Origin of the sequence: Bradyrhizobium sp. RDM12 (assembly GCF_051917485.1) — a bacterium.
In the GTDB taxonomy this organism is placed as follows: Bacteria; Pseudomonadota; Alphaproteobacteria; order Rhizobiales; family Xanthobacteraceae; genus Bradyrhizobium.
In genome coordinates, this window is record NZ_CM133064.1 from 7,485,234 (window position 1) to 7,508,810 (window position 23,577).

At 60.0% G+C, this 23,577-nt stretch carries 22 protein-coding genes and 5 pseudogenes; 13 read left to right on the plus strand and 14 right to left on the minus strand.

Annotated features, from left to right (window positions below; genetic code table 11):
- Positions 1-1,061 precede the first annotated feature (1,061 nt).
- Positions 1,062-1,343, minus strand: coding sequence for a hypothetical protein (locus tag ACTGJ9_RS36450; RefSeq protein ID WP_456674971.1), 282 nt, complete (start codon positions 1,341-1,343; stop codon positions 1,062-1,064).
- A gap of 873 nt (positions 1,344-2,216) precedes the next feature.
- Between ACTGJ9_RS36450 and ACTGJ9_RS36455 the strand changes: the two genes are divergently transcribed.
- Complete coding sequence (locus ACTGJ9_RS36455) at positions 2,217-2,711, plus strand: transglutaminase-like cysteine peptidase (protein ID WP_456674972.1); 495 nt, start codon at positions 2,217-2,219, stop codon at positions 2,709-2,711.
- 1,220 nt (positions 2,712-3,931) lie between these two features.
- Positions 3,932-4,111, plus strand: coding sequence for a hypothetical protein (locus ACTGJ9_RS36460; protein WP_456674973.1), 180 nt, complete (start codon positions 3,932-3,934; stop codon positions 4,109-4,111).
- 41 nt (positions 4,112-4,152) lie between these two features.
- Here ACTGJ9_RS36460 and ACTGJ9_RS36465 read toward each other — a convergent pair whose 3' ends face one another.
- The gene (locus tag ACTGJ9_RS36465; protein ID WP_456674974.1) at positions 4,153-4,698 is read right to left on the minus strand and encodes an NUDIX hydrolase; all 546 of its coding nucleotides are present in this window, start codon (positions 4,696-4,698) and stop codon (positions 4,153-4,155) included.
- 404 nt (positions 4,699-5,102) lie between these two features.
- Between ACTGJ9_RS36465 and ACTGJ9_RS36470 the strand changes: the two genes are divergently transcribed.
- From ACTGJ9_RS36470 to ACTGJ9_RS36480, 3 genes are all read left to right on the plus strand, one after another.
- A complete protein-coding gene (locus tag ACTGJ9_RS36470; RefSeq protein WP_456674975.1) occupies positions 5,103-6,038 on the plus strand; it encodes a CSS-motif domain-containing protein in 936 nt (311 codons plus the stop codon).
- Positions 5,951-6,646: an EAL domain-containing protein gene (locus ACTGJ9_RS36475; protein ID WP_456678740.1), complete on the plus strand. Its 696-nt coding sequence runs from the start codon at positions 5,951-5,953 to the stop codon at positions 6,644-6,646. The genes ACTGJ9_RS36470 and ACTGJ9_RS36475 overlap by 88 nt, the downstream gene beginning before the upstream one ends.
- 723 nt (positions 6,647-7,369) lie before the next feature.
- A complete protein-coding gene (locus ACTGJ9_RS36480; RefSeq protein ID WP_456678741.1) occupies positions 7,370-7,735 on the plus strand; it encodes a VanZ family protein in 366 nt (121 codons plus the stop codon).
- Between the two features lie 736 nt (positions 7,736-8,471).
- Here ACTGJ9_RS36480 and ACTGJ9_RS36485 read toward each other — a convergent pair.
- A complete protein-coding gene (locus tag ACTGJ9_RS36485) occupies positions 8,472-8,918 on the minus strand; it encodes a CHRD domain-containing protein (RefSeq protein ID WP_456674976.1) in 447 nt (148 codons plus the stop codon).
- A 153-nt stretch (positions 8,919-9,071) separates the two neighbouring features.
- Positions 9,072-9,356, minus strand: coding sequence for a hypothetical protein (locus ACTGJ9_RS36490; RefSeq protein ID WP_456674977.1), 285 nt, complete (start codon positions 9,354-9,356; stop codon positions 9,072-9,074).
- 217 nt (positions 9,357-9,573) lie between these two features.
- On the opposite strand from ACTGJ9_RS36490, the pseudogene ACTGJ9_RS36495 reads away from it, so the two are divergent.
- A pseudogene (locus tag ACTGJ9_RS36495) lies at positions 9,574-10,031 on the plus strand (recombinase family protein); the annotation flags it as partial.
- 451 nt (positions 10,032-10,482) lie between these two features.
- On the opposite strand, the gene ACTGJ9_RS36500 reads toward ACTGJ9_RS36495, so the two are convergent.
- The 5 genes from ACTGJ9_RS36500 to ACTGJ9_RS36520 all read right to left on the minus strand — a co-directional run bounded on the left by ACTGJ9_RS36500 (position 10,483) and on the right by ACTGJ9_RS36520 (position 12,804).
- Positions 10,483-10,662 (minus strand): hypothetical protein, encoded by a 180-nt coding sequence (locus ACTGJ9_RS36500; RefSeq protein WP_456674978.1) that lies wholly within the window; start codon positions 10,660-10,662, stop codon positions 10,483-10,485.
- A 242-nt stretch (positions 10,663-10,904) separates the two neighbouring features.
- A complete protein-coding gene (locus ACTGJ9_RS36505; protein ID WP_456674979.1) occupies positions 10,905-11,141 on the minus strand; it encodes a hypothetical protein in 237 nt (78 codons plus the stop codon).
- Positions 11,142-11,353: 212 nt separating this feature from the next.
- A complete protein-coding gene (locus ACTGJ9_RS36510) occupies positions 11,354-11,569 on the minus strand; it encodes a hypothetical protein (protein WP_456674980.1) in 216 nt (71 codons plus the stop codon).
- A 382-nt stretch (positions 11,570-11,951) separates the two neighbouring features.
- Positions 11,952-12,158 carry a hypothetical protein gene (locus tag ACTGJ9_RS36515; protein ID WP_456674981.1) on the minus strand — a complete coding sequence of 69 codons (207 nt, stop codon included), beginning with the start codon at positions 12,156-12,158 and terminating at the stop codon, positions 11,952-11,954.
- Positions 12,159-12,594: 436 nt separating this feature from the next.
- Entirely contained in the window at positions 12,595-12,804 is a 210-nt protein-coding gene (locus ACTGJ9_RS36520; RefSeq protein WP_456674982.1) for a hypothetical protein, read from the minus strand.
- Between the two features lie 462 nt (positions 12,805-13,266).
- Between ACTGJ9_RS36520 and ACTGJ9_RS36525 the strand changes: the two genes are divergently transcribed.
- The 4 genes and pseudogenes from ACTGJ9_RS36525 (at position 13,267) to ACTGJ9_RS36540 (ending at position 16,431) form a co-directional block, all read left to right on the plus strand.
- Positions 13,267-13,476 (plus strand): hypothetical protein, encoded by a 210-nt coding sequence (locus ACTGJ9_RS36525; RefSeq protein ID WP_456674983.1) that lies wholly within the window; start codon positions 13,267-13,269, stop codon positions 13,474-13,476.
- 189 nt (positions 13,477-13,665) lie between these two features.
- Positions 13,666-13,836 (plus strand): hypothetical protein, encoded by a 171-nt coding sequence (locus tag ACTGJ9_RS36530; RefSeq protein WP_456674984.1) that lies wholly within the window; start codon positions 13,666-13,668, stop codon positions 13,834-13,836.
- Positions 13,837-14,384: 548 nt separating this feature from the next.
- A complete protein-coding gene (locus ACTGJ9_RS36535) occupies positions 14,385-15,245 on the plus strand; it encodes a tyrosine-type recombinase/integrase (protein WP_456674985.1) in 861 nt (286 codons plus the stop codon).
- Between the two features lie 18 nt (positions 15,246-15,263).
- A pseudogene (locus ACTGJ9_RS36540) lies at positions 15,264-16,431 on the plus strand (IS91 family transposase).
- On the opposite strand, the gene ACTGJ9_RS36545 reads toward ACTGJ9_RS36540, so the two are convergent.
- From ACTGJ9_RS36545 to tnpA, 4 genes are all read right to left on the minus strand, one after another.
- Complete coding sequence (locus tag ACTGJ9_RS36545; RefSeq protein ID WP_456674494.1) at positions 16,422-17,585, minus strand: IS4 family transposase; 1,164 nt, start codon at positions 17,583-17,585, stop codon at positions 16,422-16,424. The pseudogene ACTGJ9_RS36540 and the gene ACTGJ9_RS36545 overlap by 10 nt on opposite strands.
- Positions 17,586-18,069: 484 nt before the next feature.
- Positions 18,070-19,659 (minus strand): IS66 family transposase, encoded by a 1,590-nt coding sequence (gene tnpC, locus ACTGJ9_RS36550; protein ID WP_456674891.1) that lies wholly within the window; start codon positions 19,657-19,659, stop codon positions 18,070-18,072.
- 69 nt (positions 19,660-19,728) lie between these two features.
- On the minus strand, positions 19,729-20,082 hold the full coding sequence (gene tnpB, locus ACTGJ9_RS36555) for an IS66 family insertion sequence element accessory protein TnpB (RefSeq protein ID WP_456674892.1): 354 nt from the start codon (positions 20,080-20,082) through the stop codon (positions 19,729-19,731).
- On the minus strand, positions 20,079-20,501 hold the full coding sequence (gene tnpA / locus ACTGJ9_RS36560; RefSeq protein ID WP_456674986.1) for an IS66-like element accessory protein TnpA: 423 nt from the start codon (positions 20,499-20,501) through the stop codon (positions 20,079-20,081). Before tnpA ends, tnpB begins: the two co-directional genes overlap by 4 nt.
- A 235-nt stretch (positions 20,502-20,736) precedes the next feature.
- Here tnpA and ACTGJ9_RS36565 point away from each other — a divergent pair.
- Positions 20,737-21,667 (plus strand): annotated as a pseudogene (locus ACTGJ9_RS36565) (IS630 family transposase).
- Positions 21,668-21,672: 5 nt separating this feature from the next.
- Here the strand turns inward: ACTGJ9_RS36565 and ACTGJ9_RS36570 are convergent.
- A pseudogene (locus tag ACTGJ9_RS36570) lies at positions 21,673-22,115 on the minus strand (hypothetical protein).
- On the opposite strand from ACTGJ9_RS36570, the gene ACTGJ9_RS36575 reads away from it, so the two are divergent.
- A complete protein-coding gene (locus tag ACTGJ9_RS36575; RefSeq protein WP_456674987.1) occupies positions 22,114-22,521 on the plus strand; it encodes a hypothetical protein in 408 nt (135 codons plus the stop codon). The pseudogene ACTGJ9_RS36570 and the gene ACTGJ9_RS36575 sit on opposite strands and share 2 nt — an antisense overlap.
- Positions 22,440-23,411, plus strand: a pseudogene (locus tag ACTGJ9_RS36580) (HD domain-containing phosphohydrolase); the annotation flags it as partial. The gene ACTGJ9_RS36575 and the pseudogene ACTGJ9_RS36580, both read left to right, overlap by 82 nt.
- Positions 23,412-23,577: the final 166 nt, after the last annotated feature.

Sequence of the window (23,577 nt, forward strand, 5' to 3'; positions counted from 1 at the left end):
TACGCCGGAAGCGGGATGAACATTCGGCAATTGAGCTCCGCAAATCACGGAGTTCGCCAATGCCCCTGCGGCAAACTACGCGACCGCCGTCGACCATCTTGCAATCACTTTTCCGCATCCACAACCCGCCGTAGCTTGTGCGCATTCCGAGGCCCTAGCAGTAAACGGTTTGACGGGCTGGCATCCCTTTCTGATGCCGGCATGGCACGCTCAAATCGACGCTCAGTCCACACACACCGACGACGGTCCGATGATGCGAGCGACGGCATTCGCGACTTGCCGGTGTTCTGCAGGACTATCGCGGCCTAAGTCGAAAAATGGCCGGGCGAGATCCGGCTTTCCGAGCTCGAGCCTCAAGCCTTGCAGTTGAAACGGCACTCGTGCGCCCTCTACGGCGGCAGCGAAGCAACGATGATGACGGTGTGGTGGCAGGAACTCCCCCTCATCCGAACGGCCGATCCCGCGCCCCGCATTCAGCCGTCCCTACCCGCAACCGTTTCACGACACGCAGGCTGTCGAGCCCATCCTCGCAGCGATTTTGTAGGCATTCCCCACCAGGCTCTCGGCTTTTACCGGCGCCGGGGAGGAGATTGCATTTGACCGCGGTCATTAATCCCAAGCTGGATGAATTGAATCGCGAGATCGCAGTGCGCCAGCGCCGCACCGAAGATCAGCAGGTTCTAATCGAAGTTCTTGAGTGATGACCACCATATACTTGAGCAAGAGATAACCTTGGACAGAGAGCGTTCTAAAGCTTGCCCAACAACTCCAACTGTTACCTCATCGTTTGGCGTAGATGCCGATGAGAAATTGGCCGCATTCGTTCGCCTCGGACTAACATCCACCGGCGGCCTCGCGCGCGAACCATTCAATGTTGCAAATGCGGCCCAGAAACGCATGCTCAACAAGCTAAAGGCGTTCTCCACGACACTCAAGCCTGAAACGGCGGCTTCGGTCTCACGTTCTTCCCGCCCGAAGCTGTCCCTTCGACCGAATGCGCAGAGCGTTTCGGATGGATCGCCCAAATCGTCTCAAGCCTCACCTGCGGAAGCGCACGCTTCCTACTGACGCTCTTCGTAGCGATCGCAGCGAGCGTCCCCACGCTTAATGTCCGAGTCGATCTCATCGAGCGGGGGAGTGCAGCGAAGTAACGAATACTTGTCGTCGTACGGCGCCGGTTGTCTGCGGCAAACACTCGCGCCGAACGGCACTTGAATTGCCTGATTTCCGACGGTGTAAAAGCAATTGTCCGACTTCTGATCCACTTTTTTCTCGCCCTGGTTTTGCGCGGCTGCGAGCGCCGGCACGACTAGGACCGCTGCGACAATGGCAAACCTTCCCATCGACGTCTCCCTGATTTCCAACGGATCGAAGTAAACTTAGGAGCTGTTGGTGAGCTATTCAACGCCTACAGCCGGGGCTCGAAACTGCTCTGAGGATGCGTACTTCTTAGGATCGGCGAGGATTTATTGGCGCGGGTCAGTCAGCTGTGGGCGGACCTTGTTCTCGGGTTGTGCGAGGGGCTTTCCGATGATGAAGACCTCGGGGAACTACCGACCGAATCCGACGCCACCGCACACCTTGTTCGAGAGAGACCACTGACGCTGACAGCAAGCAACCCTGGATCCCCAGTAACTACACCCACTAGGATACTGCGCTGCTCGAAAACGGCACTGCAAGCGATGCTGCGATAAGCACCAAGCCATTTCGGGAGTGATTTCCCTCGCACGGAGCCAACTCGATGACCATCCCAGCTAAAGCTCCGAAGGCCACCATCGAAGTTAGCAATCCGGCGAGCCACAGGACGGACCGACCGGTAAGCAGGGGCCACTGCAAAAACGCTGCGACCACACTTCACGGTTCAGCCACTGGCACAAACTGCACATCTATCGGGACTTGGCGCACCGTTGGGGGCAAGTGGGCCTGCTACTTCCTCCGGAACCGATTGCCCCGGGAGGTGTTACGCTAACGCATGCAATCTTACATTGCTACGAGGTTGTAGGCACAAAGCGCAACTCGAGAGACTTTGAAGTGAGGGGTCGGCGCGGCACGGGAACTCTCACCACCTAGCGTCCCCCACAGATAGGGAAGCATGACATGCGCCCTTTTTTACAACTGCTGTGCTGGCGATTGCGGGGATAATCGTCGGGCCTGACGCCGTCAATGCAATGCAGCTGGAGATGCCGACGGTACCCCCGCCGCCAACAATACGTCACATGCGGTTCGAAACGCCGACGCTTCCACCGATGGCCTATACGATGTTTTGCCTGCGCTACGCGGACGAATGTCGCACCCAGCCGCTCTTTCGCGGGGGTCTGGTTCGCCTGGCTGGCGAACGCTGGGCCATTCTCAAAGAGATCAATCAAACCGTCAACCGCAGCATTAGTCCGGACGGCGCAGAATTGAGCTCGGGCGTCGAAGCCTGGTTGATCAATCCGGATCGAGGGGATTGCAATGATTACGCAGTGACTAAGCGCCACAAACTGCTCGACCGAGGCTGGCCCTCAAGCGCGCTGCTGCTGAGCGAGGTTGTGACCCGTTGGGGAAAGCATCACCTCATTCTCGTCGTGCGTACCCAAAGTGGCGATCTGGTTCTCGACAATCTGACGCCGGTGATCAAGCCGTGGGCGCGTGTACCCTATCGCTGGGTTCGAATTCAGATGCCGGGTCAGCCTCGGCTATGGACCACGATCGCCGACCGTGGGGAGTGAGCATTGCACCGGGTCTTTGCCACGCGCAATAACGTGCCTGCGTCCCTGCATCCCTGCTTGGCAATTGCGGTCCTCAGTGCTCTCACGGAGCGTCTGTCTTGGATCACAAGGGAGCTCACGCATTGGCGAAGTAGGTCAACTTTGGCACCAAGTGCATTAATCAATGACTGACAAATCTCCAATCGATATCGGGCACGGCCTAACCTGCCTCGCACGGTTACCTTCGCGCGGTGTGGTTTCGGCTGAATTCACTCAGAACGCACGGCGCGCCCTGGCAAACGGCACCTGCTGGCGCCCCCAGGCAGCGCGGATTGGACGTTGTTCCCTGTGCGCCCTCGGCGCGCGCATCGCATAGCCGATGCAGAGACCAATGAAGGTCGCAATCAGAATCGGACGTCTCTCACTTTGGCCGCGCGTCCGTCGCCTCCATTCGGCGATCGAACATTCTCATCTTCTAGTTGTGTCGAGATCGTGCTCACCGTCGCTGATTTTGTCGTCACAGGCGGGAATCTTTGGGCAGCAGCGTGCTTGCTTCCTGGCCGTTCGCATCAACCAACGACCCAGAAGAAGAAATTCACCGACAGCAGGATGATGAAATAGGACCACGCCGCCATTGCGATCAGCGCGATGCCGAGAAAGGCACGTTCGAATGCCCGCTCTCTCATCTTCGCCAGAGGCTTAGCAGATAGGATTTTTGAAGCATCTCGATCTTCTTGTTTATTCGTATCGCTGGCACGATCATAGCCGAACGAATTCGACGATCTCGTGACGGATGCAGGCTAGAAACGGCTGATGCGCACGCGGACTCCTGCACGACATCGATCTTCAACGAATTTTGAATCGATGCGGCGCGCAGCATCGGGTGACGGAACAATTTTTCGATGGCGCGCCTGAGCTGTCTTCGCGGGAGAGCGGACCGGTTCTGCGTCAACCGGACGTGATGGCGGGAGGCGGTGGGCCGGATGGCTGCGACCGTCGCTGATCGGCGCCAGATCAGGAAAACCCCGGAGTTGTACTGAGCGCCAGGGGCCAATTTCCTCGCGGTAAGGTTGAGGGGTTAGCTTAATCGCCGTTGTTTGTTGCGAAGTCTCACGGATCGCATATCCATCTTCGCACCGGGCTTCCCCCAAGAGCCGGCCCCACCCAAGCGAAGCCGTCGAGCGACATGGGTCCGCTTGGCGGCTTTGTTTTTGTGTCGATGCGAGAGGAGTTTTTCGGTTATGGCGCGGAAGCCCTGGTCGTTCAAGGAAGACCGCCGGCTCATGGAGCTGGCCAAATCTTCAACGTCGCTGGAAGAGGCGGCGAAGCAACTCGGGCGCTCGCCTGACGCGATCAAGCGCATGTCTTTGCGTTTGGGCCTTTCGCTCAAGTCGAAGAACGGAAAAAAGAATGGAGTGTAAGTTCAGCCCGGTGCTGCACTGCTCGAGCCGAACAAAGGGAGCTAAAGCTCAATCAGGCCTCTAGCAACTGCTAGAGCCACTACGCCGACGTGCCCTTGCTCGGCAAAGTCACCAGACAGCACCAATGCACTCAACTCGGCGGACGAGACCAAACTAACGGAGACGCCCGTTTCCTCAGTAAAGTTGGCTACCCGCTCGCCGGTTCGAATGAAAAACGAATGGGTCGTGTTGCTGATTCGACTTGAACAAGTTGCCCCCTTACCGATCAACTCGATGGTCGCTGTTGGATAACCGGTTTCCTCAAGGAGCTCACGTGCGGCAGCAGTGTGCGGGTCTTCGTTTGGGTCCAGCATTCCTGCAGGCAGCTCAAGGGAAAACCGTTCAATGGCAGGACGGTATTGCCTCACCAGCAGCACGCGCGAGTCGGGCGCAATCGCAAGCACAACAACGTAGTCGGGCTGCGCGACGGCGTAGTAGGTCTCGGCGACGGAGCTACCGTGAAACTGTACATCCCGTGCAATAACTTCGAGCCATGGCGACACTGGAATCCGTGAGGTTGCAAGGATTTTTGGGAAGATGTCGGCCATTCGAACCTCTTTAGTCGTTGGGCATGGGGCACTCGACGGAGTTCCCCTCGTGGAATATTACCTCATTATCATAGTCTCAATTTAGTTGGTTCTTAACCTTGCATTCGTCGCCTTGCGGCTTTGACTTACGCGGCCAGTTCGCCATCGGCTTCGCCCGGACCACTTTGAGCTAAGCCATATTTGGATGCTACGGCGCTCGTCCGGAAAATCCCGACCGTCGTTGAGCCCCGCAAAGACTAGTCGCGGAACGCAGGCCTTTTGCAATCGCCCCGGGTTTACTGAATCGGAATCCTCCCGGAGAACCGACCGTTTACGATTGCTCCGAGAACGAACCCTCTTAAACCTTATCTTTGCGCTTCCAAGATTAGGGTCCGGTAGTCCTCTCTTACCCCACCTCGGGCCGGATGAAAGCAGCGCGGCCGAAAGTCTCACTGGCGGCGCTCGTGCTTGCGGGCATGGTTGCGTTCGCCGTTGCCGGTCACTCCGCTGCGACGCGTTTCATCCACGACCAGCAGGCACGCCAGCTCGATCAGCTGACCGAGGTCGTGCTGCGCCGGTCTGAATTCGCTGTCGATTTTGCGGCCGCGAGCCTCGACGAGCTGGCCAGCCGCGGGCTCGCCACATGCGACCCGGCCTCGCTCCAGGCGATCCGCCTCCACGTTTATCAGCGCTCCGCCGTGAAAGACGTCCGCCTCGTCAATTCGGACGGCTCGGTGATCTGCTCGGCCTATTCTGAGACGCTCGAGTTCGACAAGGGCTGGGTCGATCGCGCGGACATGCTTGCCTCGCGCGATTCGAGGTTGATGCTGTTCCGCGTCGAGCAATTCGGCGGCGACGCGCTCGGCGTGCTCAGGGACATCGGCGACAAGAAGGCATTGGTCGCCATCCTCGGCATCAATTCCGGCCTGTTCGACGTCATGCCGGCGGAGTCGCGCGCGCACGGCGAGGTGCTGCTCGCGCTCACGAACGGAGCACAGCTCGGCGAGTTCATGCTCGACGCCGACAAGGCGCTGGCGCATCGGGTCGATTTCGAAAGGAGCTCGACGCGCTATCCGCTGCGCACCGTCATCCGCATCGACAAGACCGTGCTGTCGACGTGGAACAGCGAAGCCTACTGGCCGGCGATGGCGGTCTCGCTCGCGCTCGGCGCGCTGTTCGGCCTCCTCCTGTCGCGGACCCGGCGCATGGAAGGCCCGTTGCCGACCTCGACCGTGCGCTCGCTCGTGGCGAGTTCAGGCCGTATTTCCAGCCGATCTTCGATCTTCGGACCGGCGAGATCAGGGGCTGCGAGATCCTGGCACGCTGGCTGCGCGAGGACGGCACGGTGGTCCCGCCGATGAACTTCATTCCGCTGGCGGAATCCAGCGGACGGATCGAAGCCATGACCTGGCAGCTGCTCGGGCGCGCGCTGGCCGACCTCCAGTCTCATCTCAAGGCCGACAAGAATTTCAAGCTCTCGCTCAACGTGGTGCCACGGCACCTCTTGAGCAAAGGCTTCATCGAAGCGCTCCGCAGCGCCGTCGCCGCGGCACGGGTTTCGGCGCGGCAGATCGTGGTCGAGGTGACCGAGCGCGACGAGCTCGATGATCTCGCGCGCGCAGCAGCCGTGGTGAGTGAGCTGCGCGACTACGGTTTCCGCGTCGCCATCGACGACGTCGGTGTCGGCCATAGCGGGCTGTCACCGCTGAAGGGTCTCGGCGCCAACACGATCAAGATCGACAAGTTCTTCGTCGACACTATCACGGTGGATGCCTCGACCGCGACAATCGTGGAGATGCTGGTGGCGCTCGCAAGGGACTTCCACATGACCGTGGTTGCGGAAGGCGTCGAAACCGAGGAGCAGGTCCGCGCGCTGATCTCGTGCGGTGTCGAGGAGGCCAGGGCTATCTCGTCGCCGCGCCCCTGCCGGTCACGAAGTTCATCGAGCTCCTTGAGAAGCATAGCTTAGCTGCGTCGGCCGGCACTAAACAGGATATCGAGCTGGTCGCTTAGAGGAATACCTGAGATCGTCACGCGCAGAACGAGCCGCGCGCTTGAATGGAATATGGCACGGCAAATGCTTTGACCTTAGTACTGGCACTGCTTCTCTTGTTGACTATTTTTGCGGCTGGAATTGCCACGGGTTACGGCATTCGCGAGCTCCGTTCGCGCAGGCTCTGGCGAGTTGCCCTATGAAAAGGCGCGCATGATTCTCACCACCATGCCTTGCATGATTCTTGAAAGAGTTCCGCGGACTGCAAGCAAATTCATGTGATTGCGAGCCATAGGAAGTCCGCAAATCTGCCTTATCAGTGCTGAGCAGCCGGAGTATCCAAGAGGCAATCGTCGCGACGGTGGTGCTTCAGTATGTTCGAACTCCTACTTTTGGCTGGCGTCGTGGCAATTTCGTTCGCCGCAGGTTATGGGACGCGATCGGCTGTCTCGCATCGACGTCGTACGAAGTACCTCAAATGGGAGCCTTACGTCCGCTCCTCAAGACCGTCGCAACCACCTCCACAATTCCTAATCCGTTCCGGCGGCGCAAATGTTGCACAGATGCCGAGGGTCGCATCAAGCGGCCGTCGCAGTGGCTGATCCCCGAAAGAAACTTGTTGGCGAGAGTACGCAAGCGTCTTTAACGATAGCAACGGTTTGCCGGCACACCGTTTTGGAACTGGGGTATGGTGCCCAAATGCTCCGAAACCCCTTCGTCGCGGCCACTGCCGTCTGCCTCGCCTTAATCAGCTACGCCACCTTGGCGAAGTTGACAGGAAGACCTGTGCTTGTTGGGCATTCCGAGGCCTACTGGATCGTGGTCGTCGAAAGGTTCAGCGCTTACGGTCTGCTGGGCTTTCTCTTGTCTTTCCTGCTTCCTGGACGCCTCGGTCTCGCTTGCAGCCTAGTGATCTCCGTCGCAATAGGATTGGAAGTCCTGCAAGCATTGACACCCGATCGCGATCCAGCTCTGTTGGATGTGCTACAAAAGGCAGCAGGCGGAACCGTAGGCGTCCTTTTGGCTCAGACAATTCTCGCCTTCTTGCCCAGACCACCCTCTTAGACTGTCTCGGCGTCGGCCCTTACCGCATTTGCCGCAATGCGCCGGTTGGCAAGCGGCTGCGTCTAATCCACAATCGCGACCAACCTTGAGGGATCTAGAGTTATGACCGGCAAACGTTACGTGCTCCTGGCTGGAGCGTTTCTCATTGGCACATCTCTCTCAGCTGTGGCCCAAAGCACCTCCACCAACGGCGTACGCAGCGGCTACACCGGGACGACGACCAGTTCACCTGCCTCGACCACAACGTCCACGGGGTCGACCTCCACTCAGACACAAACCTCTCGAAATTTGGGGACTGGCCAGGGGCGAACCGAGGGCGCGATGGGCCTCTCACCGCAGTTGCAACGCGAGATGGGAGTTAGTCGCCAACAATAGGAACACATTGGCGGCCTCGCCAAGTCAACGCATGCTGTGCGCGCGATGAGATTTTGCACCGAGGCGGCCGCTATCACCAAGCAATCGGTCAGCGTAGAGGAGGGAGCCTCGGCATCGTGAACAGCCGAGCGGCCTGTTCCGAGATCGGTAGCCTGACCGTCCGAGAAAGCGTGATGGCTTCGAACGACTTCTTGCCCCCGCCCAAATCGTGCTCGATCGAAGCGTCACGGAGCATGGCCCGGGCATCGGTATGAAAAAGAGCGGGTAAAATTGTTTCATGCCGGGCTTCGAAGTCGATTTGAACGCCATCTATTCGGGGAAACTGCGACGAAGTCGCGGCGCCCCGATTTGGGCCCTATCCCTACTTCATCATCTGCCCGCGTAGCTCGCCGCCCGGGTTCATGGCAGTGTGGATGTTCGCGTACCACTTTCCAGCCAGTAGGTCCGTTGCTTGGCTTTCAGTGAGCGCCGCAGTGCCCTGGATCGGGCTCTGGACCGCCTTGAACGGCAACGCGATGCCGGCGTTCTTGCCAGCTTCACTGGGGCCGTGGAAATGCGCCCCGATCGCGGGTCCGGTCAGGCCGGCGAAAGTGACCGTATACGTTAGGGTTTTTGTCTCAGTATCGTAGGTCGCTTCTGCCTTGCCCGATCCAGACGAGCTGTTCGGCGGCACTTCGTTGCTGCCTTTGAGGTCGGCCTGCAGCTTTACGACCTCTGCGTTGGCAGGTGCGGCGGTCATGACGACCAAGCCAGCAAGCAGCCCGGTCCCCAACAATGTCACGCAGATCCGAAAGTTGGCTTCCCTCATCGCATCCTCCTGCGGGCTCTATGGCCCGTGCGGGTTGGGACCCGGCCTCGGCCGGAAATTCCGCATGCAGGTCTATGCCTGATTCGGGCGATCATCGGGGAAACTCAGCGCGTTGTCGCATGGCTGATCAATGGCGACGCAACGGCCGGCGGCTTAGGCCACCCCGCGCCTGCCATGGACCTCATTCGGCGTCAGGAGTTCGGCCATCTGCCGATGCGTCGCCTGGAGCGCCTCGATGGCGGTATCCAAATCAAAATCCGCCTCGCGGACGGCCGCGAAAAATTTCGCCGTCAACGCCAGGTCCAGCTTGATGCGGGTCGCTCCATCTCGGCTTTTGCGACGATCAAGCGACAAATGGATGGCCCGCATTCTGGCTTCCGCGGGTGCACAATCACTGAGTGCCGCGAGTTCGTCGTATGTCATCCAGATCTGTGGCATGTTCCCTTCCGTCCTTTACGCGAGCATCAAGCTAGTTTTCATGTCTAAAGGCACGGTTGCTGCGACGCGGTCGCGAACCGCCTCCGTGGCAACATGGTCAATGCAAGGATAAGACCTGGCGCTCGAGCGGATCACGAGACCCAAGGGGCTCAGGGTGATCGGCATCGACTTTCTCTGCACGGTTCGTCCTAATCATCCTTGGTTTTGGTATGCCGCGATTGCAAGCTCCGGATTACTATCGCCGACAAGTGCCGGGCGCGCCGCCCAGCATGTGCGGATGTCGACCGAACATCAGCGCTATTCGACCGAAATCGGGTCGCCGCCATCGCCGTCTATGCTGCGCAGCATGATCTCGTGATCGTTCGCACATACAGAGATGAAGGTCGAAGCGGCCTTCGAATCCAACAACGCGAGGGGTTGATTGAATTGATCGAAGACGTGCGGGCCGGGCGCGCGGACTTCGACCACATCCTTGTCTATGACGTGAGCCGCTGGGGCCGATACCAAGACATCGATGAAAGCGCCTATTACGAGTTCACCTGCCGCTAGGCCGGAATCAAGGTCTGCTACTGCGCGGAGGAGTTCGACAACGACGGCAGCGTCGTCGCGAGCATCATGAAGAACCTCAAGCGGGTGATGGCGGCCGAGTATTCGAGAGAGCTTTCGGTCAAAGTGCGCCAACCTGGTTGATTCATCGGAGGACCATTGAGCCTGCCGAACTTATTTTGGCGCTGCGACTGGACGAGGAAACAAATAGGGAAGTGAAGGACTACTTCCTCTTACCGTTGAACCAAATGGCGACGCAAGTGATCGCTCTTACTGCGACATCTCGCTCCGCTTCGCGGCTTATCGCTGCCCAAGCATGGATGACGTTCTGCGCGCGTCATGACGAGGGCTGCGGCCGTGCCGACGTAGGGGCGCGGTCGAGCGGCCCCACCCTTGACGCGTTCTCGGCGAATCTCTGACAAGAGACCGATAATCCCCAATTATCGAAAGCGGAGAGGATATCCACTCCTCCACATCAAATAACAAACGTATTGATGTCTCGATCGAATTCTCATGACCGATGAGGTTCGCTTCGACAAGCTACGGTACGAACCTACGTATCATCGACCGGCGCTTGCGGTCAGTTGCGTTTCTCGATATCCGCCATCGTTTTGGCGAACGCTTTGCGCAGCTGCTCCGCGTGAGCTGCGCTCTCCGGCTCACTGAGATATGCAATCTTGATCAGCAGCCTGTTCAACAGATAAGTGATCCGTAGATTTTCCGAGTGTCGGGAGCGGAGCGCCGTGATCTGCCGGCGCATCTCGGGAAGGTCGAGAGTCTGGTGTTTCGACGGCCTCTTCAAAACGACACTCGCGCGTGTGGCCAGCGAACGAAGCCAACGCGCCGAGTATGATGGCGCGAAGGCTTCGCCTGGGTGGACCCGGACCGGCAATGTCCGGTGCGTAAAGGTAACGCTTTAATGCGCCGCCGCAATCACAGTCTCAAATTAAGATTGATGTCCGTGCTGCGGGTTAATTCTGGAACTGGTCAGGCTTGGTCTGCTCACGATGCTTCTGCTGGGTGATAGTAATTCTGCTCCGCCGCGATGCTCGCAGGTTCATCCAAAGCAGCACCAAGCTGGCTGTGATGAAGAAGACCGTCAGGAAATTCAGCGAAAGCGGGATCATGAAAACCGATCTCGATTCTAATTGACGGTCGATGCATGGCGCCTGTGGCCTGTTGAAACTCTGGCGTGTGTTGCAGGCCGCGATATCCAGCGGCACTTTTCGCGTTCATCATAGCCTTCATCCGGTCAGTAGCCAGCGAGACCGCCGAGGCTCTGCTAGTTGCACAGCCACGCATGAGCGCCGTAAGAATCGCTATTATGATCGGCTCAGCTAAACCTCACGGGGGAAGCGGGGAATGGTCAGGCCGGCGCGCCTCCCCGGACGCAGGCGTGCTGGGCGATCGCTCATAAATCGAACTCGCCGGTTCATGCTGCGCGCCTTTTTTCACTCGGGATCAAGGTACGGAACGGCGAAGTTTTCGCAGATCGAGGCAAAGGCCTTTTTTGCTTCAGCATTCTCAAAGCAAAAGCGCTTGCCCCTGTCAGCTTGCTCGATCCACCAGTCAATCTTGCTTTCCCGCGCAATAGCTGATGCTTCTGCACGGAGTTGATCCAGCTGCCTGCCGTAGGCCCGCACAATCAGACAATTGGTTTCGGCCATGGAAATACCTCTGAAAGAAGATCAAACAAAAATGGACAGGGCCCGTTGTTTCGCAAGGTTCTTAGTCGCGTGACTTAGGCGCTGCTCAACGGCTAGTCACGATGAGCGGGGAGACGGCGGACAAGCGACGGTCCTGACCGCTGCTCGGTTCAATTGCGAGGAAGCGATCCAAACTATTTGCGCTCAGCGGCTTCATCTCCGGCAATTTCTGCGGGGAGGAGCCCGTTCTCCTCCCAAAGAGAACACCCAAAGACCCGACCGCTCCAGGACGAGACCAGCGACGATCAGCCGAGGAGGAAGCTGAAGCGGCATCAACTTGTCGAGCATTAAAGCGCCTCTTCACCGTCAGCCCGATCCCGACCAGATCGTGACGCCTGTCAGTTCATTTTCGATCTGGCCGGTCGCGTCGGACGTTCTGAAATTCCTCCGGCCCTTTGACGAGCCGCCGCTTCCGGCTGGCTTGGTCGTCCGGATTGACGGAGGCGTCGGCTATCTTGTCAATCGTGCTGACCGCCATTTCGCGAGCCCGCTGCTTCTGGTCCCTACTCATCGGACGATCTTTGCTGCCGGGCCGGCTCTTGGGTTTCATGGTGAGCCCGATCTCCACCAGGCGTCGGATGGCTTCGGAGCGCGCCGGACTGTGTTCCTGTCGTGCTGCCCATGCGTCGATCGCTGCGATGGTCGATTCCGACCACCGCGTGCCGATCTGGATGCCCTGACCAGTAGCAGGGCGGCCACGCTGCTTTTTGGTACCAGTCTTTCGTGCTGCTTTCATTTTGTTGTGGTACCGAAAAATCGAACCAAGGGGAAGCGCGACCTTCCGCCTCGACCCAAACCTCAGTCAAAGGAGGGTTTTCAAGATGACCGAAGCTGACAGCGTGCATAATAGGCCACCCCCAAGGTCGTCTGACTGGACCTTGCACGGACCGCAGCAACGTCTAACATCGCAGATATTGCCGCGGAGGTAACCCAGACGGAGTGCATTGGCGGGTACAACACAGTATGCGCGCAGCTCTTGAAGCGACCTAAGCCAAGCGGCTGTCCGGGGCTCGTGATCGCTCGGGGCGCGCTTCGTTTGAAAACGAGCTGACCAATATCTCCAGCTTTGATTGTTCCTCGTTCAAGCGCCTCTCTACAAATTGGCGCTCGAACTCTGTGAGGCTGGTTTGCAATAACTGACGATAGCGTCGAATATTGTTGCGATGTGCACGCGCCAACTGGTCGTTAATCATCATCGTCTTCCTTTGACGGCTACTATATCATCGCTTTTTTGCTTCACGAGGTGAGGTGACCCCGAGGCAACATTCCAAGATGTCGCGGGAGCGGAGTATCTTCGCTCCCTGACGCCGGTAATCCTCGGTCGGGGCTTTAAACCCCAGCCTTCTAATTCTGTCGGACTTCGATGACAGAAACAAGAAGTACTGGAGGGGGCGGCGCGCGAGCTTTTTGCGATCTGTGAACCAGTTCACAATCGTAGCCGGCATTAGCTGCTATCGATGTGCTATTGCCGAACCAAATCATTGCTTGAAGAACGCCCCAGGCGCACAAGTGGTCGGGATTTTTGCACTGCGAGGGACTGCCCTGACGGGCCTATCAGTCCTATTCGCAAGCGACCCAATCATGATCGTTCTCCTCGAACCACGTTTCCGCAGCACCTTCCGGTTTCATTGCGATCTGTTTATTTGCGAGCTGCAACAATGGATTTGAGAATAGATAGGATTGCGGTCGGCGCGCGTTTCAAACTCAGCGAGCTCGGAACAATTCAATGCCCCGATCTGGCTGGCAAGGTTGGCGTCGTCGTCGACATAAGCTCTCGTACGACCGGCATCACCGTTCTGTTCGATGGTGCCAAACGAGCAACCGTTCTGCACAGGGACTACATCAACCCCAGCTTTGACGAGGACTAGCATCGCTCCGGTCCACTACTCGCTTCCCCCTAATGAGGTACCCAAAAGGGTCGTCAGGATAGCTGGCACGTCTTAGTTTGGCCTTGTACCGTCGCAAATTCGTCCTGGCTTCGTACCCACTTCTTCCATTTTCCCATGCTGCCCTAGGCCTGTAGTCTGGACTGGGTCACCTCGGAAGGGGACGAACTCATGGAAATATTTCGCGCCGAGCAGGTTCTCGTTGTCGAGGACAACTCAAGCAGAGCCTGCCAAATCTGCGGCCAGAAAATGAAGCTTGTGCGAGCGGTGGTGGACGCTGCGAGCGGAGGCATCACTCACATGTTCGAATGTGCTTGCGGCAAGCGCTTCTGGGATGACTGAGGCGTGCCTGACCACCTGAACCGGAAGCGCGACCGGCAGCGGCTGATGCCCACCGCCGCCGGTTGAGGCGGTAACCGGACGTCAACAGCTGCGCGATACGATTGATCATCGCGATGCGCATGGGCCATTGAGAGAACCCGCCGGCCCATTAGCCGGCGGTTTTTTTGGGTCGCCGAACAATTTTATGATGCCAATTAGTGACAATCGGAAAGCGGCGCGAGTTGAATTTTCGCAGGGGGTCGACGTTCAGATCGTCGCCATCGACGGGACTGGAGTCGGCCCTGTAAAATGAACGACGCCTCGGAAGCGGGCTGCAAGCTCTCTGTCAACGGCTTGATCGGGGGCATCGCCGCGCGCGAGTTCTTCCTTGTGCTTTCGACTAGAGGTACCGCGTACCGCCGATGTTAATTGGTTTGCGCGTTAGGCTGAATCGATTTGGGATTGAACGAAGCCGCTGCCGCGGCGTGAGGGGCAAGGTAGCGTAGATCGCCTCCTGGCTGAGAGGATGTGGGTGTTGGAGCCCATCCCCCTCAGACAGGAGTATCGAGATGGCCGATTTGAGCCCTCTTCGCCGCCGCATGATCGAAGACATGACCGTCCGCAATCTGTCGCCGGCGACGCAACGATTCTACATCAGCGCGGTTTCGAAGTTCAGCCGCTATTTTGGCCGATCGCCTGACCGGTTAGAGCTGGAAGACGTCCGCGCCTTCCAGGTGCATCTGGTCTCGACCGGCATCTCATGGCCGGCGCTGAACCAGATTGTCTGTGCGCTACGGTTTTTCTACGGCGTCACGCTCGGCGAGGCGCTCATCCCGGAGCGCATTCCCTATGCGCGAGAACCGCGCAAGCTGCCGGTCGTTCTCAGCGCCGACGAAGTGGTGCAGTTCCTCGAGGCCGTGTCCAGCCTGAAGAGCCGCGCCGCGCTCACCACCGCCTATGCGGCCGGGCTCAGGGCCTCCGAGGTCGCGGGACTGCGGATCGAAGACATCGACAGCGCCCGCGGCGTCATCCAGGTGCGCCACGGCAAGGGCGCGAAGGATCGCAACGTGATGCTGTCGCCCCAGCTGCTGGGCATCCTGCGCACCTACTGGCGGCTCGCCCGGCCGCGGCTTTATCTGTTCCCTGGTCGTGACGAAGATCATCCGATTGATCCGACCGTGTTGCACGCCGCCTGCCGCTCGGCGGTGAAGGCCGCGGGCCTGACCAAGCGCGTCACGCTGCACACGCTGCGCCACAGCTTCGCGACGCATCTTCTCGAGAACGGAACCGACATTCGGATCATCCAGGTTTTGCTCGGGCACAATAATTTGTCGTCGACGGCGCGCTATACGCAGGTCGCCACTCATACCATCCGGGCGACGCAGAGCCCGCTCGACCGCCTGTCGCTGGAGGTGACGCCATCTGGATGACAGCGCGGGATGCGGGTGATGATCCGCCCCGACAGCCGCTGCAACAGGCCCGCCATCGAGATTGCCGATATTCTGCGCCGGCATGGCGACACCTATCGCCGTGTACATGCCGGTCATCTCGGTCGGGGTCGAGCGGCGCGTGATGAGCGCGATCGTGGCGTGCCGGACCGAGGCGCTCGGCGGCCACATGGAGGCTTGCGACGACTGCGGCACGACACGCGTCGCCTACAATTCTTGCCGCAACCGGCACTGTCCGAAGTGTCAGGGGCCAGACCGAGCCGCGTGGCTCGCCGCGCGAGAAGCCGACCTGCTGCCGGTTCCCTATTTCCACGTCGTCTTCACACTGCCGACTCCGATCGCCGCGATCGCCTTTCAGAACAAGGCCATCGTTTATGCGATCCTGTTCAAAGCCGCCACCGAGGCAATGTCGACGCTCGCCGCCAATCCACGCCGGCTCGGCGCCGGGATCGGCGTCGTCGCCGTCCTCCACACCTGGGGGCAGGCGCTGACGCACCATCCCCACGTCCACTGCGTCGTGCCGGGCGGCGGCCTCTCGCCCGATAACGCGCACTGGATCGCCAGCCGACCAAACTTCTTCCTGGCCGTCAAACCGCTCGCCCGGCTGTTCAGACGCCTGTTCCTCGAACGTCTGACCGCCGCCTTCGACGCCGGCACCCTGAACTTCTTCGGCGATCTCGCATCCCTGGCCGAGCCTGCTGCCTTCGCAGCTCATCTCGTCGCTATGCGGCGCATCAGCTGGGTTGTCTACGCCAAGCGGCCGTTCGGCGGCCCTGCGCAGGTGCTGGCCTATCTCGGCCGCTATACCCATCGCGTTGCAATAGCCAACAGCCGGCTCGTAGCCCTCGACGAGGATCACGTCGCCTTTACCTGGAAGGACTACCGCCAGAACGGCGCGACAAAGATCATGAAGCTCAAGGCCGACGAGTTCATCCGCCGCTTCCTTCTTCACACGTTGCCCGACGGCTTCCACCGCATCCGCCATTTCGGCTTCATGGCTAACCGCCATCGCGCCGCCAGGCTCGCGCTTTGCCGTGCCCTTCTTGATCATGAGCGGACAGCGCCAAACAATATTGAGGCGTCGCCCGTGAGTTCGGACCCTCCGACGCGGGCCGAGGTTCCTCCTGTCCCGATTGTGGCAGGGCTGTCCGGGGAAACTCAGGCATAGCAGAGCTCCATCTGGTCGGGTGATGTTCTGGATTGTCGACGGCTGGGGTTGATGGGAGGCGGCTTATCGATGGTTGCGATGGATCGGCGGGTAAACAGGAACTGGCCGACAAGTTGGGCCAGCCTGAGGGGAAGCATTTTGATGCAGTTGGCCCGCGCAGCGATGCGTAGCAGCAGGTAGGCAATCATCGCAGCAAGCACTTGCAGGCGGATCGCATTATCGTTGGTGCCGAGGAACTTGCGGATGTCGAGATGCTGCTTGATCCAGCGGAATAGGAGTTCGATCTGCCACCGGCACTTGTAGAGGCCGGCGATCTCGACGGCCGTTCGGGTCATATCGTTGGTGAGAAGCGTAATCACGCCGCCGTTCTCCCGCCTGACCTTGATGCGCCGCAGCGGTATTGGCAGCCGCGAGTCGCCCTTGCTGGTGAGCTTCACCTCGTCATCGGCGATGACCTTGAAGCCGTCGCCCTTGCACTTGCGATTAGTGCGTCCCTTGATCTTGCGAAGACGCATGCTCGTCTTCGCCCGGGTGACGAAAAAGGCCTTGTTGTCATTGATCTTCTTCCACCAGTCGAAGCGGCAATATCCCTTGTCGAACACGTACGTTGTGCCGGCCTGGATAGGGACATGGCGACCGATCTCGATGTCATTGACGTTCGCATCTGTCACCTCGACGCACTTCGGGACATCGCCTTTGGGATCGTAGACCACGTGCAGCTTCATGCCACGGATGCGCCCGTTCCACGTCGCCCAAGTGCAAACCTTGCCAAGCGGGATCGGACTGGCGTCGATCAGGCGCACCATCTCCTGGCCTTCGCTCCGCAACTGCCGGCTCGCCATCGCCGACAGTCTGGCAAAAGTTTGCGTAAAAACGCCGGGCGGGCGGCGGGCATTGGCATCCGACAGCGTCGAGCGCGACAACGTGCCGGTGCCCAGATGATAGTGGTGCTGGGGATTGGCGTTGAAGCCGGTCACCACGGCGCGCAGGCTGTTGTTCCCGCTCAACTGCGCATAGATCAGCGTCACCAGGTGATCCCAGCTCTTGAACGACTTGTCATAGGCATCCCCGTCCAGACGATCCACAGCCGTCTGGAACTGCCGCCGATTGATCGGTTCAAGCAGACTACTAAAAATGCTATCACGAAATCGCATGCTCGGCCTTCTGTGTCTCGACAACCAGAAAAAACCGATTTGCCTCGGTTTTGCCGAGCATGCACCGCGACACAGTGAATCATTCCCCGGACAGCCCTGCGATTGTGGCGGCGTCATGCGCATCGTCGAGCGCTTTCGACACAGCTTCAATTGCTCCAGCCCTCGAACATCACCGTTCCAGTGCGACACATCGTGAGCCAGCTCATGCCATGTACGACAATCATCATGTGTCATCCCACTCCCAGCGGCTCGATCATCGTGGACGCTGTCGAATCCGTGCTGCCACATTGTGCGACAACAACCGCCCGATGCAGCGCTCCGCCCATCGCCACCGCTCGCAAAGCGCGTCTGATCCCAATCCATTGCCGATGCGCACATCTCGTGTCGCTGCCGCACACGCCGAGCCGGCAGACCGGACCTCGCGATCTCCAACAATCCCCATAGCTGCAAAACCGCGCATAACCGTAAGCGCTTAGCCGCAACCCTATTGAGGCTGGCTTGACGTTTTGCGGAATCGCCACGGCATAAGGTCTTCGATGCGGCTATGGGGATGGCCGTCGATGATCGTCTCGAGTGTTTCGGCGATGTAGGCGGCCGGGTTGATGTCGTTGAGCTTGCAGGTGGCGACGATCGACGCGAGCAAGGCCCAGTTTTCGGCTCCGACCTCATGACCGGCGAAGAGCGCATTTTTTCTAGTCAGGCAGACTGGCCGGATGGCGTTCTCGACCGGGTTCGTGTCAAGCTCGAGGCGCCCGTCTTCGAGGAAGCGGGTCAGCCCTTGCCAGTGATTGAGCGCGTAGCGGATGTCCTCGGCGAGCGTCGAACCACTGGAGATCATCGACAGCTGTTTTTCGAACCATGGCTTTAGCGCGGCGACGATTGGCAGCGAGTGCTCCTTGCGCGCGGCCAGCCGGATGTCCGGCGATGAACCGCGTACCATGGCTTCGATGGCGTAAAGCTGTGCGATGTGCCGAACCGCAGCCTCGGCGATCGGCGATTTGCTGTTGCGGGCCAATTTGACGAAGCGCCGCCGCAAATGGCTCCAGCAATGCACAAGCGTCCACGGCCCCTGCGGTCGAGCGACTTCGGTCAGCCGGTCATAACCGTCATAGGCATCGCATTGCAGGAAGCGTCCGTTAAAGCCATGCAGGAACTGCTCCGCGAAGGCGCCGCTGCGACCGGGGGCATATCGGAACAGCACGATCGGAGGACTTGGGCCGCTGTGGCCGCGGTCGTCGGAGACGATCGCCCAGAAGTAGCCTTTCTTCGTTTGGCCACGCCCGGGATCGAGCACCGGTGCCGTGGTTTCGTCCATGAACAGACGATCTGCCCTCTCCAGATGGCGACGCATGTGGTCCGCTACGGGTTGGAGATGGAAGCAGGCGCGGCCGGACCAGTTGCCCAGTGTCGCCCGATCAAGCCGGATCCCCTGCCGAGCATAGATCTCGGCCTGACGGTAAAACGGCGTATGGTCGCCGAACTTGGAGACGATCACGTGCGCAATGGCCGCTTCGGTCGGCAGCCCACCAGGCACGACGTGCTCCGGCGCGTGGGCCTGCACGACAGGGCCCGAGCAGCGGCGACAGATGTATTTCGGGCGGCGCGTGACCAGCACGCGCCATTGCGCCGGGATCACGTCGAGGCGTTTGCTGACGTCCTCGCCGATCTTTGTCATGGCGCCGCAACCGCACGGACAGAGCGTGCTCGCAGGCTCGATGATCCGTTCCACCCGAGGCAAATGGGCAGGCAAGCAGCCGCGATTGCGATGAGAACCTTGATCCGGCGCGCTCCGCGATCGGCCCTGGATCACAGCCTCGGCTCTCTCCTGAGCCGCGTCCAGGATGCCTTGCGCGATCTCCACGTCTTCCAGCGGCAAGTGATACTGATCTGGCCGTAGCTTCTCGGACTTCGCGCCGAACTTCTCGCGTCTCAATTCCCCGAGAATGACCTCCAGCCGACGTCGCGCTTCCTCCGATGCCGCCAATGCCCCCTGATGCTCGCTCAAGGCTGCCTGCGTTTGCGCCAAAAGCGCCTTCAGGCGTTCGTTTTCGTTGCGCAGCGCCGCAATGCTCATGCGCTATTTCGAGCACGTCGCCACCGCGCCTGCCACGTTCAAAATAGCTCCCGAGTCAATCTGCCGCAGTTATCCAGCCGCCTGGGGACGCCGCGCTTCTTTCGGGCGGACTAACCTCCAATCCAGCCCTTCGAACAGGGCTGCGAACATCGCTGGCGATATGCGCATCACGCCGTCTGCGATCGTTGGCCAAACGAACTTGCAGCCTTCGAGGCGCTTATGAACTAACACCAGGCCCGTTCGATCCCAGACCAAAATCTTGATCCGGTCCGCTCGTTTCGATCGGAACACGAAGGCTGCGCCGCTGAACGGGTCGAGGCCAAGCATCTCCTGCACCTTCGCCGCAACTCCATCGTGGCCACAGCGGAAGTCGATCGGCCGCGTCGCGATGTAAATCTTCAGATCGGCACCGGCCGCGATCATCGTGACGCTCGCACTGCGCGGATCACCCGGGACAGCTGCTCGCCATCTATTGCTGTGTCCGTCCGCAGCACGACATCGCCGATCGCGATCTCAAGCTTGATCGCCGGAACGTGACCCTCCTCCAACGCGCTTTCCACGACCAGCGGCGCGAATGTCGACTGCGACGCCTCGCACGGCGCCAACAGGCCTCGCTGTCGAAAGCGTCGTCGCCAATCGTAAATCTGCCAGCGCGTCGCCCCGTGCTTGCGCGCCACCTCGGAGACCTGGGCACCGGGTAGCAGACTCTCGGCGACGATCCGAGCTCTCTCAGCCTCCGAACGCACGCGGCGTCCCGACGGTCCTTCAAGGACCTCCAGCCGGCTCACCGGCCCTACCGATGAGCCGTCCAAATCGACGTCCTTTTTGCTGTCCAATCCCATCCCAAACCTCCGTCCAAGCCGGAGGCTTCTTCGCACGTTCATTCGAATTCTGAAGCAAGGGTATCGGCTTCGCGCTTACGCATAACCGCCCGCGCCTTCGTTCAATCCGGCTTCAATGAGGTCGCACAACTGCACCTGCCGCACCATCGCGTGAACGCGACCTCACAGAACCCTCCAGATTCCCAAATCAGCTTGTTTCTGATTCACCATGCTGGCCGGGCGGAGGCCAGCATGGATGGGCAAGCCTTATTCGTTGGATCTTCGCAAGCGCGTGGTTTCGGCAATTGAGGGCGGGATGTCCCGCAATCGGGCCGCCAAGCAGTTTGGAGTGGCGATCAGCACGGCGATCGGCTGGCTGAAGCGGTCGATGAGACCGGCAGCGTTCCCCCGGGCCAGATGGGCGGTCACAAGCCGAAGGCAGTTTCGGGAGACCACGCGGTCTGGCTGTCGCAGCGGATCAAGGACGGCGACTTTACCATACGCGGGCTCGTTGCCGAGCTTGCCGGTCGCGGCCTGAAGGTCGACTATCACTCGGTGTGGGACTTCGTGCATGCCGAGAAATTCAGCTTCAAAAAAGCGTGGTGGCTGGCGAACGCGATCGTCCCGACGTGGCACGGCGGCGAGCCCAGTGGACAAAGTACCAAGGTCGCGTCGAAGCTGAGCGGCTGGTCTTCATCGACGAGACCTGGACCTGGACCCGGACAGACATGGCGCCGTTGCGGGGATGGGCCCCGCGCGGGCACAGGCTCCCCGCCAAAGTCCCACACGGCCGTTGGAAAACCATGACCTTCCTGGCGGCCCTGCGCCATGACCGGATCGATGCTCCATGGTTCATCGAGGGACCAATCGATGGCGCGAGCTTCCGGATCTATGTCGAGAAGGTTCTTCTGCCGACCCTTCGTCCCGGCGATATCGTCGTCCTGGACAATCTCGGCAGTCACAGAAGCAAAGCCGTACGCCAGCTCATCCGCTCCGCCGGAGCCAAGTTGTTCTTCCTGCGAAATACTCCCCCGATCGAACAGCTCTTTGCCAAGCTCAAGCATCTGCTTCGCAAGGCAGCCGCACGAACCATCGATGCGGTCTGCGCCACCATCGGCGAACTCCTCGACGCCTTCACGCCCGAAGAATGCGCCAACTACCTCAAAAATTCAGGTTATCGAAGCTAATGCCATCATGCTTTAGGCGATCCCGGCGTAGACGGCGGTCGCGGCCGCGACCGGCTGTCGAGCCCTTGGGTAGCTTGTCGGGATTGAGCTTGAGGACCGCGCATTTGGCGTCGGCGGCCAGCACTTCTTCCTGGCTGTAGATCAGCGTGCACTCGAACCTGACCTCGGGCGCCTCTCGCGCCGTGCCCGAGCACGTCGCCATTGCGCCGCTGCAGAAGCCGGTCAGATTGACCTCGACCTCGTCGGGACCGAACACGCTCGGCGGACCATCGGCATGGCGTTTCACGATCAGGACGGCGGTGAAGCGTTGCTGATCGACCTGATAGAAGCCGCCATAGGTGAAGAAGCTGTCGCGGCCCGAGATCCGCCCCTCGATCAATTCGACAAGGCCTGTGCCCTGGCCACGCGGGGTTCTGAACCAGGCAGCGTATTTGCCGTCTCTCAGCATGAAAAACATCCGTCGTAATATTCAAACGTATTTGCGACGAACTCTGGGGCGCGACAATGACTCATGCGGCGCGTATTCCGGCACGGTTAACGCCGTGCAAAACCAATTCGTCAAATTTCCGGTGCCGCATGCGGCACGCCGGCCTGCAAACTCAAAACAATTCGATGCCATCATCCGCGGGCACGACCGCCTCGACCCGGCGAACGGCGGCGCTCGACGACAGCCCGAGCGCTTGCAAAAATTCCCGGTGGACGCCGCGCTCGCGCTCCATCGTGTAGCGCGCGAACAGATCGTCGAGCAGCGCCTCGTCCTGCGGCTGCGGCCGAAATGCCGCACATGGACGGCATCAGCTTCATTCGCACCCTTCGTACCTTGCCGGGATGCACCGACATTCCAATTGCGATGATCACGTCGCGGCAGACCGAGGATATCAAAATGGATGCGCTGCAGGCTGGTGCAACCGATTCCCTGCCCAAGGCACCGCAGAGCGTCGAGATGACTGTGCGCCTGCGGAATTTGATTCGGCTTGGTGCAGCCGTACGCAAGCTCAACGATCGCGCGGCGCATCTGGCGAGCGAGGTCGCTGCCGCGACGCGCAAGCCCGGCGAGCGCGAGGAAGAGATCATCCTGCGGCTCGCGCTCGTGGTCGAATACCGCGACAACGATACCGGCGAGCACACGCTGCGGGTCGCCCGCTACAGCCGGGTCATCGCCGAGCAGCTCGGCCTGCCCGCCCGGCTCTGCCGCGACATCTATCTCGCCGCCCCGCTGCACGACGTCGGCAAGGTCGCCATTCCCGACAGCATCCTGCTCAAGCCCGGCAGGCTGACCGACGACGAGATGGCGGTGATCCGCACCCATGCCATCATCGGCGAAAAGATTTTGGCCGACTCCAGCTGCGAACTGATCCAGCTCGGTGCGCAAATTGCCGCAGGCCATCATGAGCGATGGGATGGCGTCGGCTATCCGAACGGCCTTCGGGCGGACGAGATCCCGGTCGCCGCACGCGTGGTCGCGGTCGCCGACGCCTTCGTCCCCTGACGACGCGGCGGCCATATAAAGAGCCGATGCCGCTGGACCTGGCGCGTGACTATCTGGTCGAGAACCAGGGACGGCAGTTCGACCCGGCCTGTGTCGAGGCCTTTCTGTCGCGCTGGGATGAGGTGGTGGCGATCGCCGCCGGGCAAGCCGTGACGCCGTTGCCGAAATCGAGTCGCCCGCGCACCCTCTATATCGGGAGCGACGGGAAGCCGTCCGGACCTGAAGCGCACGGGCGAAGCCGCCGCGGCGGTCTGACATTGTCTCTACGGTAACGGTTTGCCGCGCCGCCGTTTTCTGCCATCACCGGTTTGAACCTGTTCCTGCCAGGGCGCACCAATACCAAGAGTGATTCTGATCACACTTGCCTGGGCGATCCCCTGCTAGGCTCCCGCCGGGACGTGGATCAGTCGGACATCGTTCG

Coding starts and splice junctions, on each gene's coding strand:
- ACTGJ9_RS36460 (WP_456674973.1), top strand. CDS start 3,932: ATGGCGCGGAAGCCCTGGTCGTTCAAGGAAGACCGCCGGCTCATGGAG.
- tnpA (WP_456674986.1), bottom strand. CDS start 20,501: ATGGGATTGGACAGCAAAAAGGACGTCGATTTGGACGGCTCATCGGTA.
- ACTGJ9_RS36515 (WP_456674981.1), bottom strand. CDS start 12,158: ATGAAACCCAAGAGCCGGCCCGGCAGCAAAGATCGTCCGATGAGTAGG.
- ACTGJ9_RS36575 (WP_456674987.1), top strand. CDS start 22,114: ATGAAAAACATCCGTCGTAATATTCAAACGTATTTGCGACGAACTCTG.
- ACTGJ9_RS36485 (WP_456674976.1), bottom strand. CDS start 8,918: ATGAGGGAAGCCAACTTTCGGATCTGCGTGACATTGTTGGGGACCGGG.
- ACTGJ9_RS36520 (WP_456674982.1), bottom strand. CDS start 12,804: ATGATGATTAACGACCAGTTGGCGCGTGCACATCGCAACAATATTCGA.
- ACTGJ9_RS36450 (WP_456674971.1), bottom strand. CDS start 1,343: ATGGGAAGGTTTGCCATTGTCGCAGCGGTCCTAGTCGTGCCGGCGCTC.
- ACTGJ9_RS36505 (WP_456674979.1), bottom strand. CDS start 11,141: ATGATGAACGCGAAAAGTGCCGCTGGATATCGCGGCCTGCAACACACG.
- ACTGJ9_RS36480 (WP_456678741.1), top strand. CDS start 7,370: ATGCTCCGAAACCCCTTCGTCGCGGCCACTGCCGTCTGCCTCGCCTTA.
- tnpB (WP_456674892.1), bottom strand. CDS start 20,082: ATGATCGCGGCCGGTGCCGATCTGAAGATTTACATCGCGACGCGGCCG.
- ACTGJ9_RS36455 (WP_456674972.1), top strand. CDS start 2,217: ATGCGGTTCGAAACGCCGACGCTTCCACCGATGGCCTATACGATGTTT.
- ACTGJ9_RS36535 (WP_456674985.1), top strand. CDS start 14,385: ATGGCCGATTTGAGCCCTCTTCGCCGCCGCATGATCGAAGACATGACC.
- ACTGJ9_RS36465 (WP_456674974.1), bottom strand. CDS start 4,698: ATGGCCGACATCTTCCCAAAAATCCTTGCAACCTCACGGATTCCAGTG.
- ACTGJ9_RS36530 (WP_456674984.1), top strand. CDS start 13,666: ATGGAAATATTTCGCGCCGAGCAGGTTCTCGTTGTCGAGGACAACTCA.
- ACTGJ9_RS36470 (WP_456674975.1), top strand. CDS start 5,103: ATGAAAGCAGCGCGGCCGAAAGTCTCACTGGCGGCGCTCGTGCTTGCG.
- ACTGJ9_RS36510 (WP_456674980.1), bottom strand. CDS start 11,569: ATGGCCGAAACCAATTGTCTGATTGTGCGGGCCTACGGCAGGCAGCTG.
- tnpC (WP_456674891.1), bottom strand. CDS start 19,659: ATGAGCATTGCGGCGCTGCGCAACGAAAACGAACGCCTGAAGGCGCTT.
- ACTGJ9_RS36545 (WP_456674494.1), bottom strand. CDS start 17,585: ATGCGATTTCGTGATAGCATTTTTAGTAGTCTGCTTGAACCGATCAAT.
- ACTGJ9_RS36490 (WP_456674977.1), bottom strand. CDS start 9,356: ATGCCACAGATCTGGATGACATACGACGAACTCGCGGCACTCAGTGAT.
- ACTGJ9_RS36525 (WP_456674983.1), top strand. CDS start 13,267: ATGGATTTGAGAATAGATAGGATTGCGGTCGGCGCGCGTTTCAAACTC.
- ACTGJ9_RS36500 (WP_456674978.1), bottom strand. CDS start 10,662: ATGCGCCGGCAGATCACGGCGCTCCGCTCCCGACACTCGGAAAATCTA.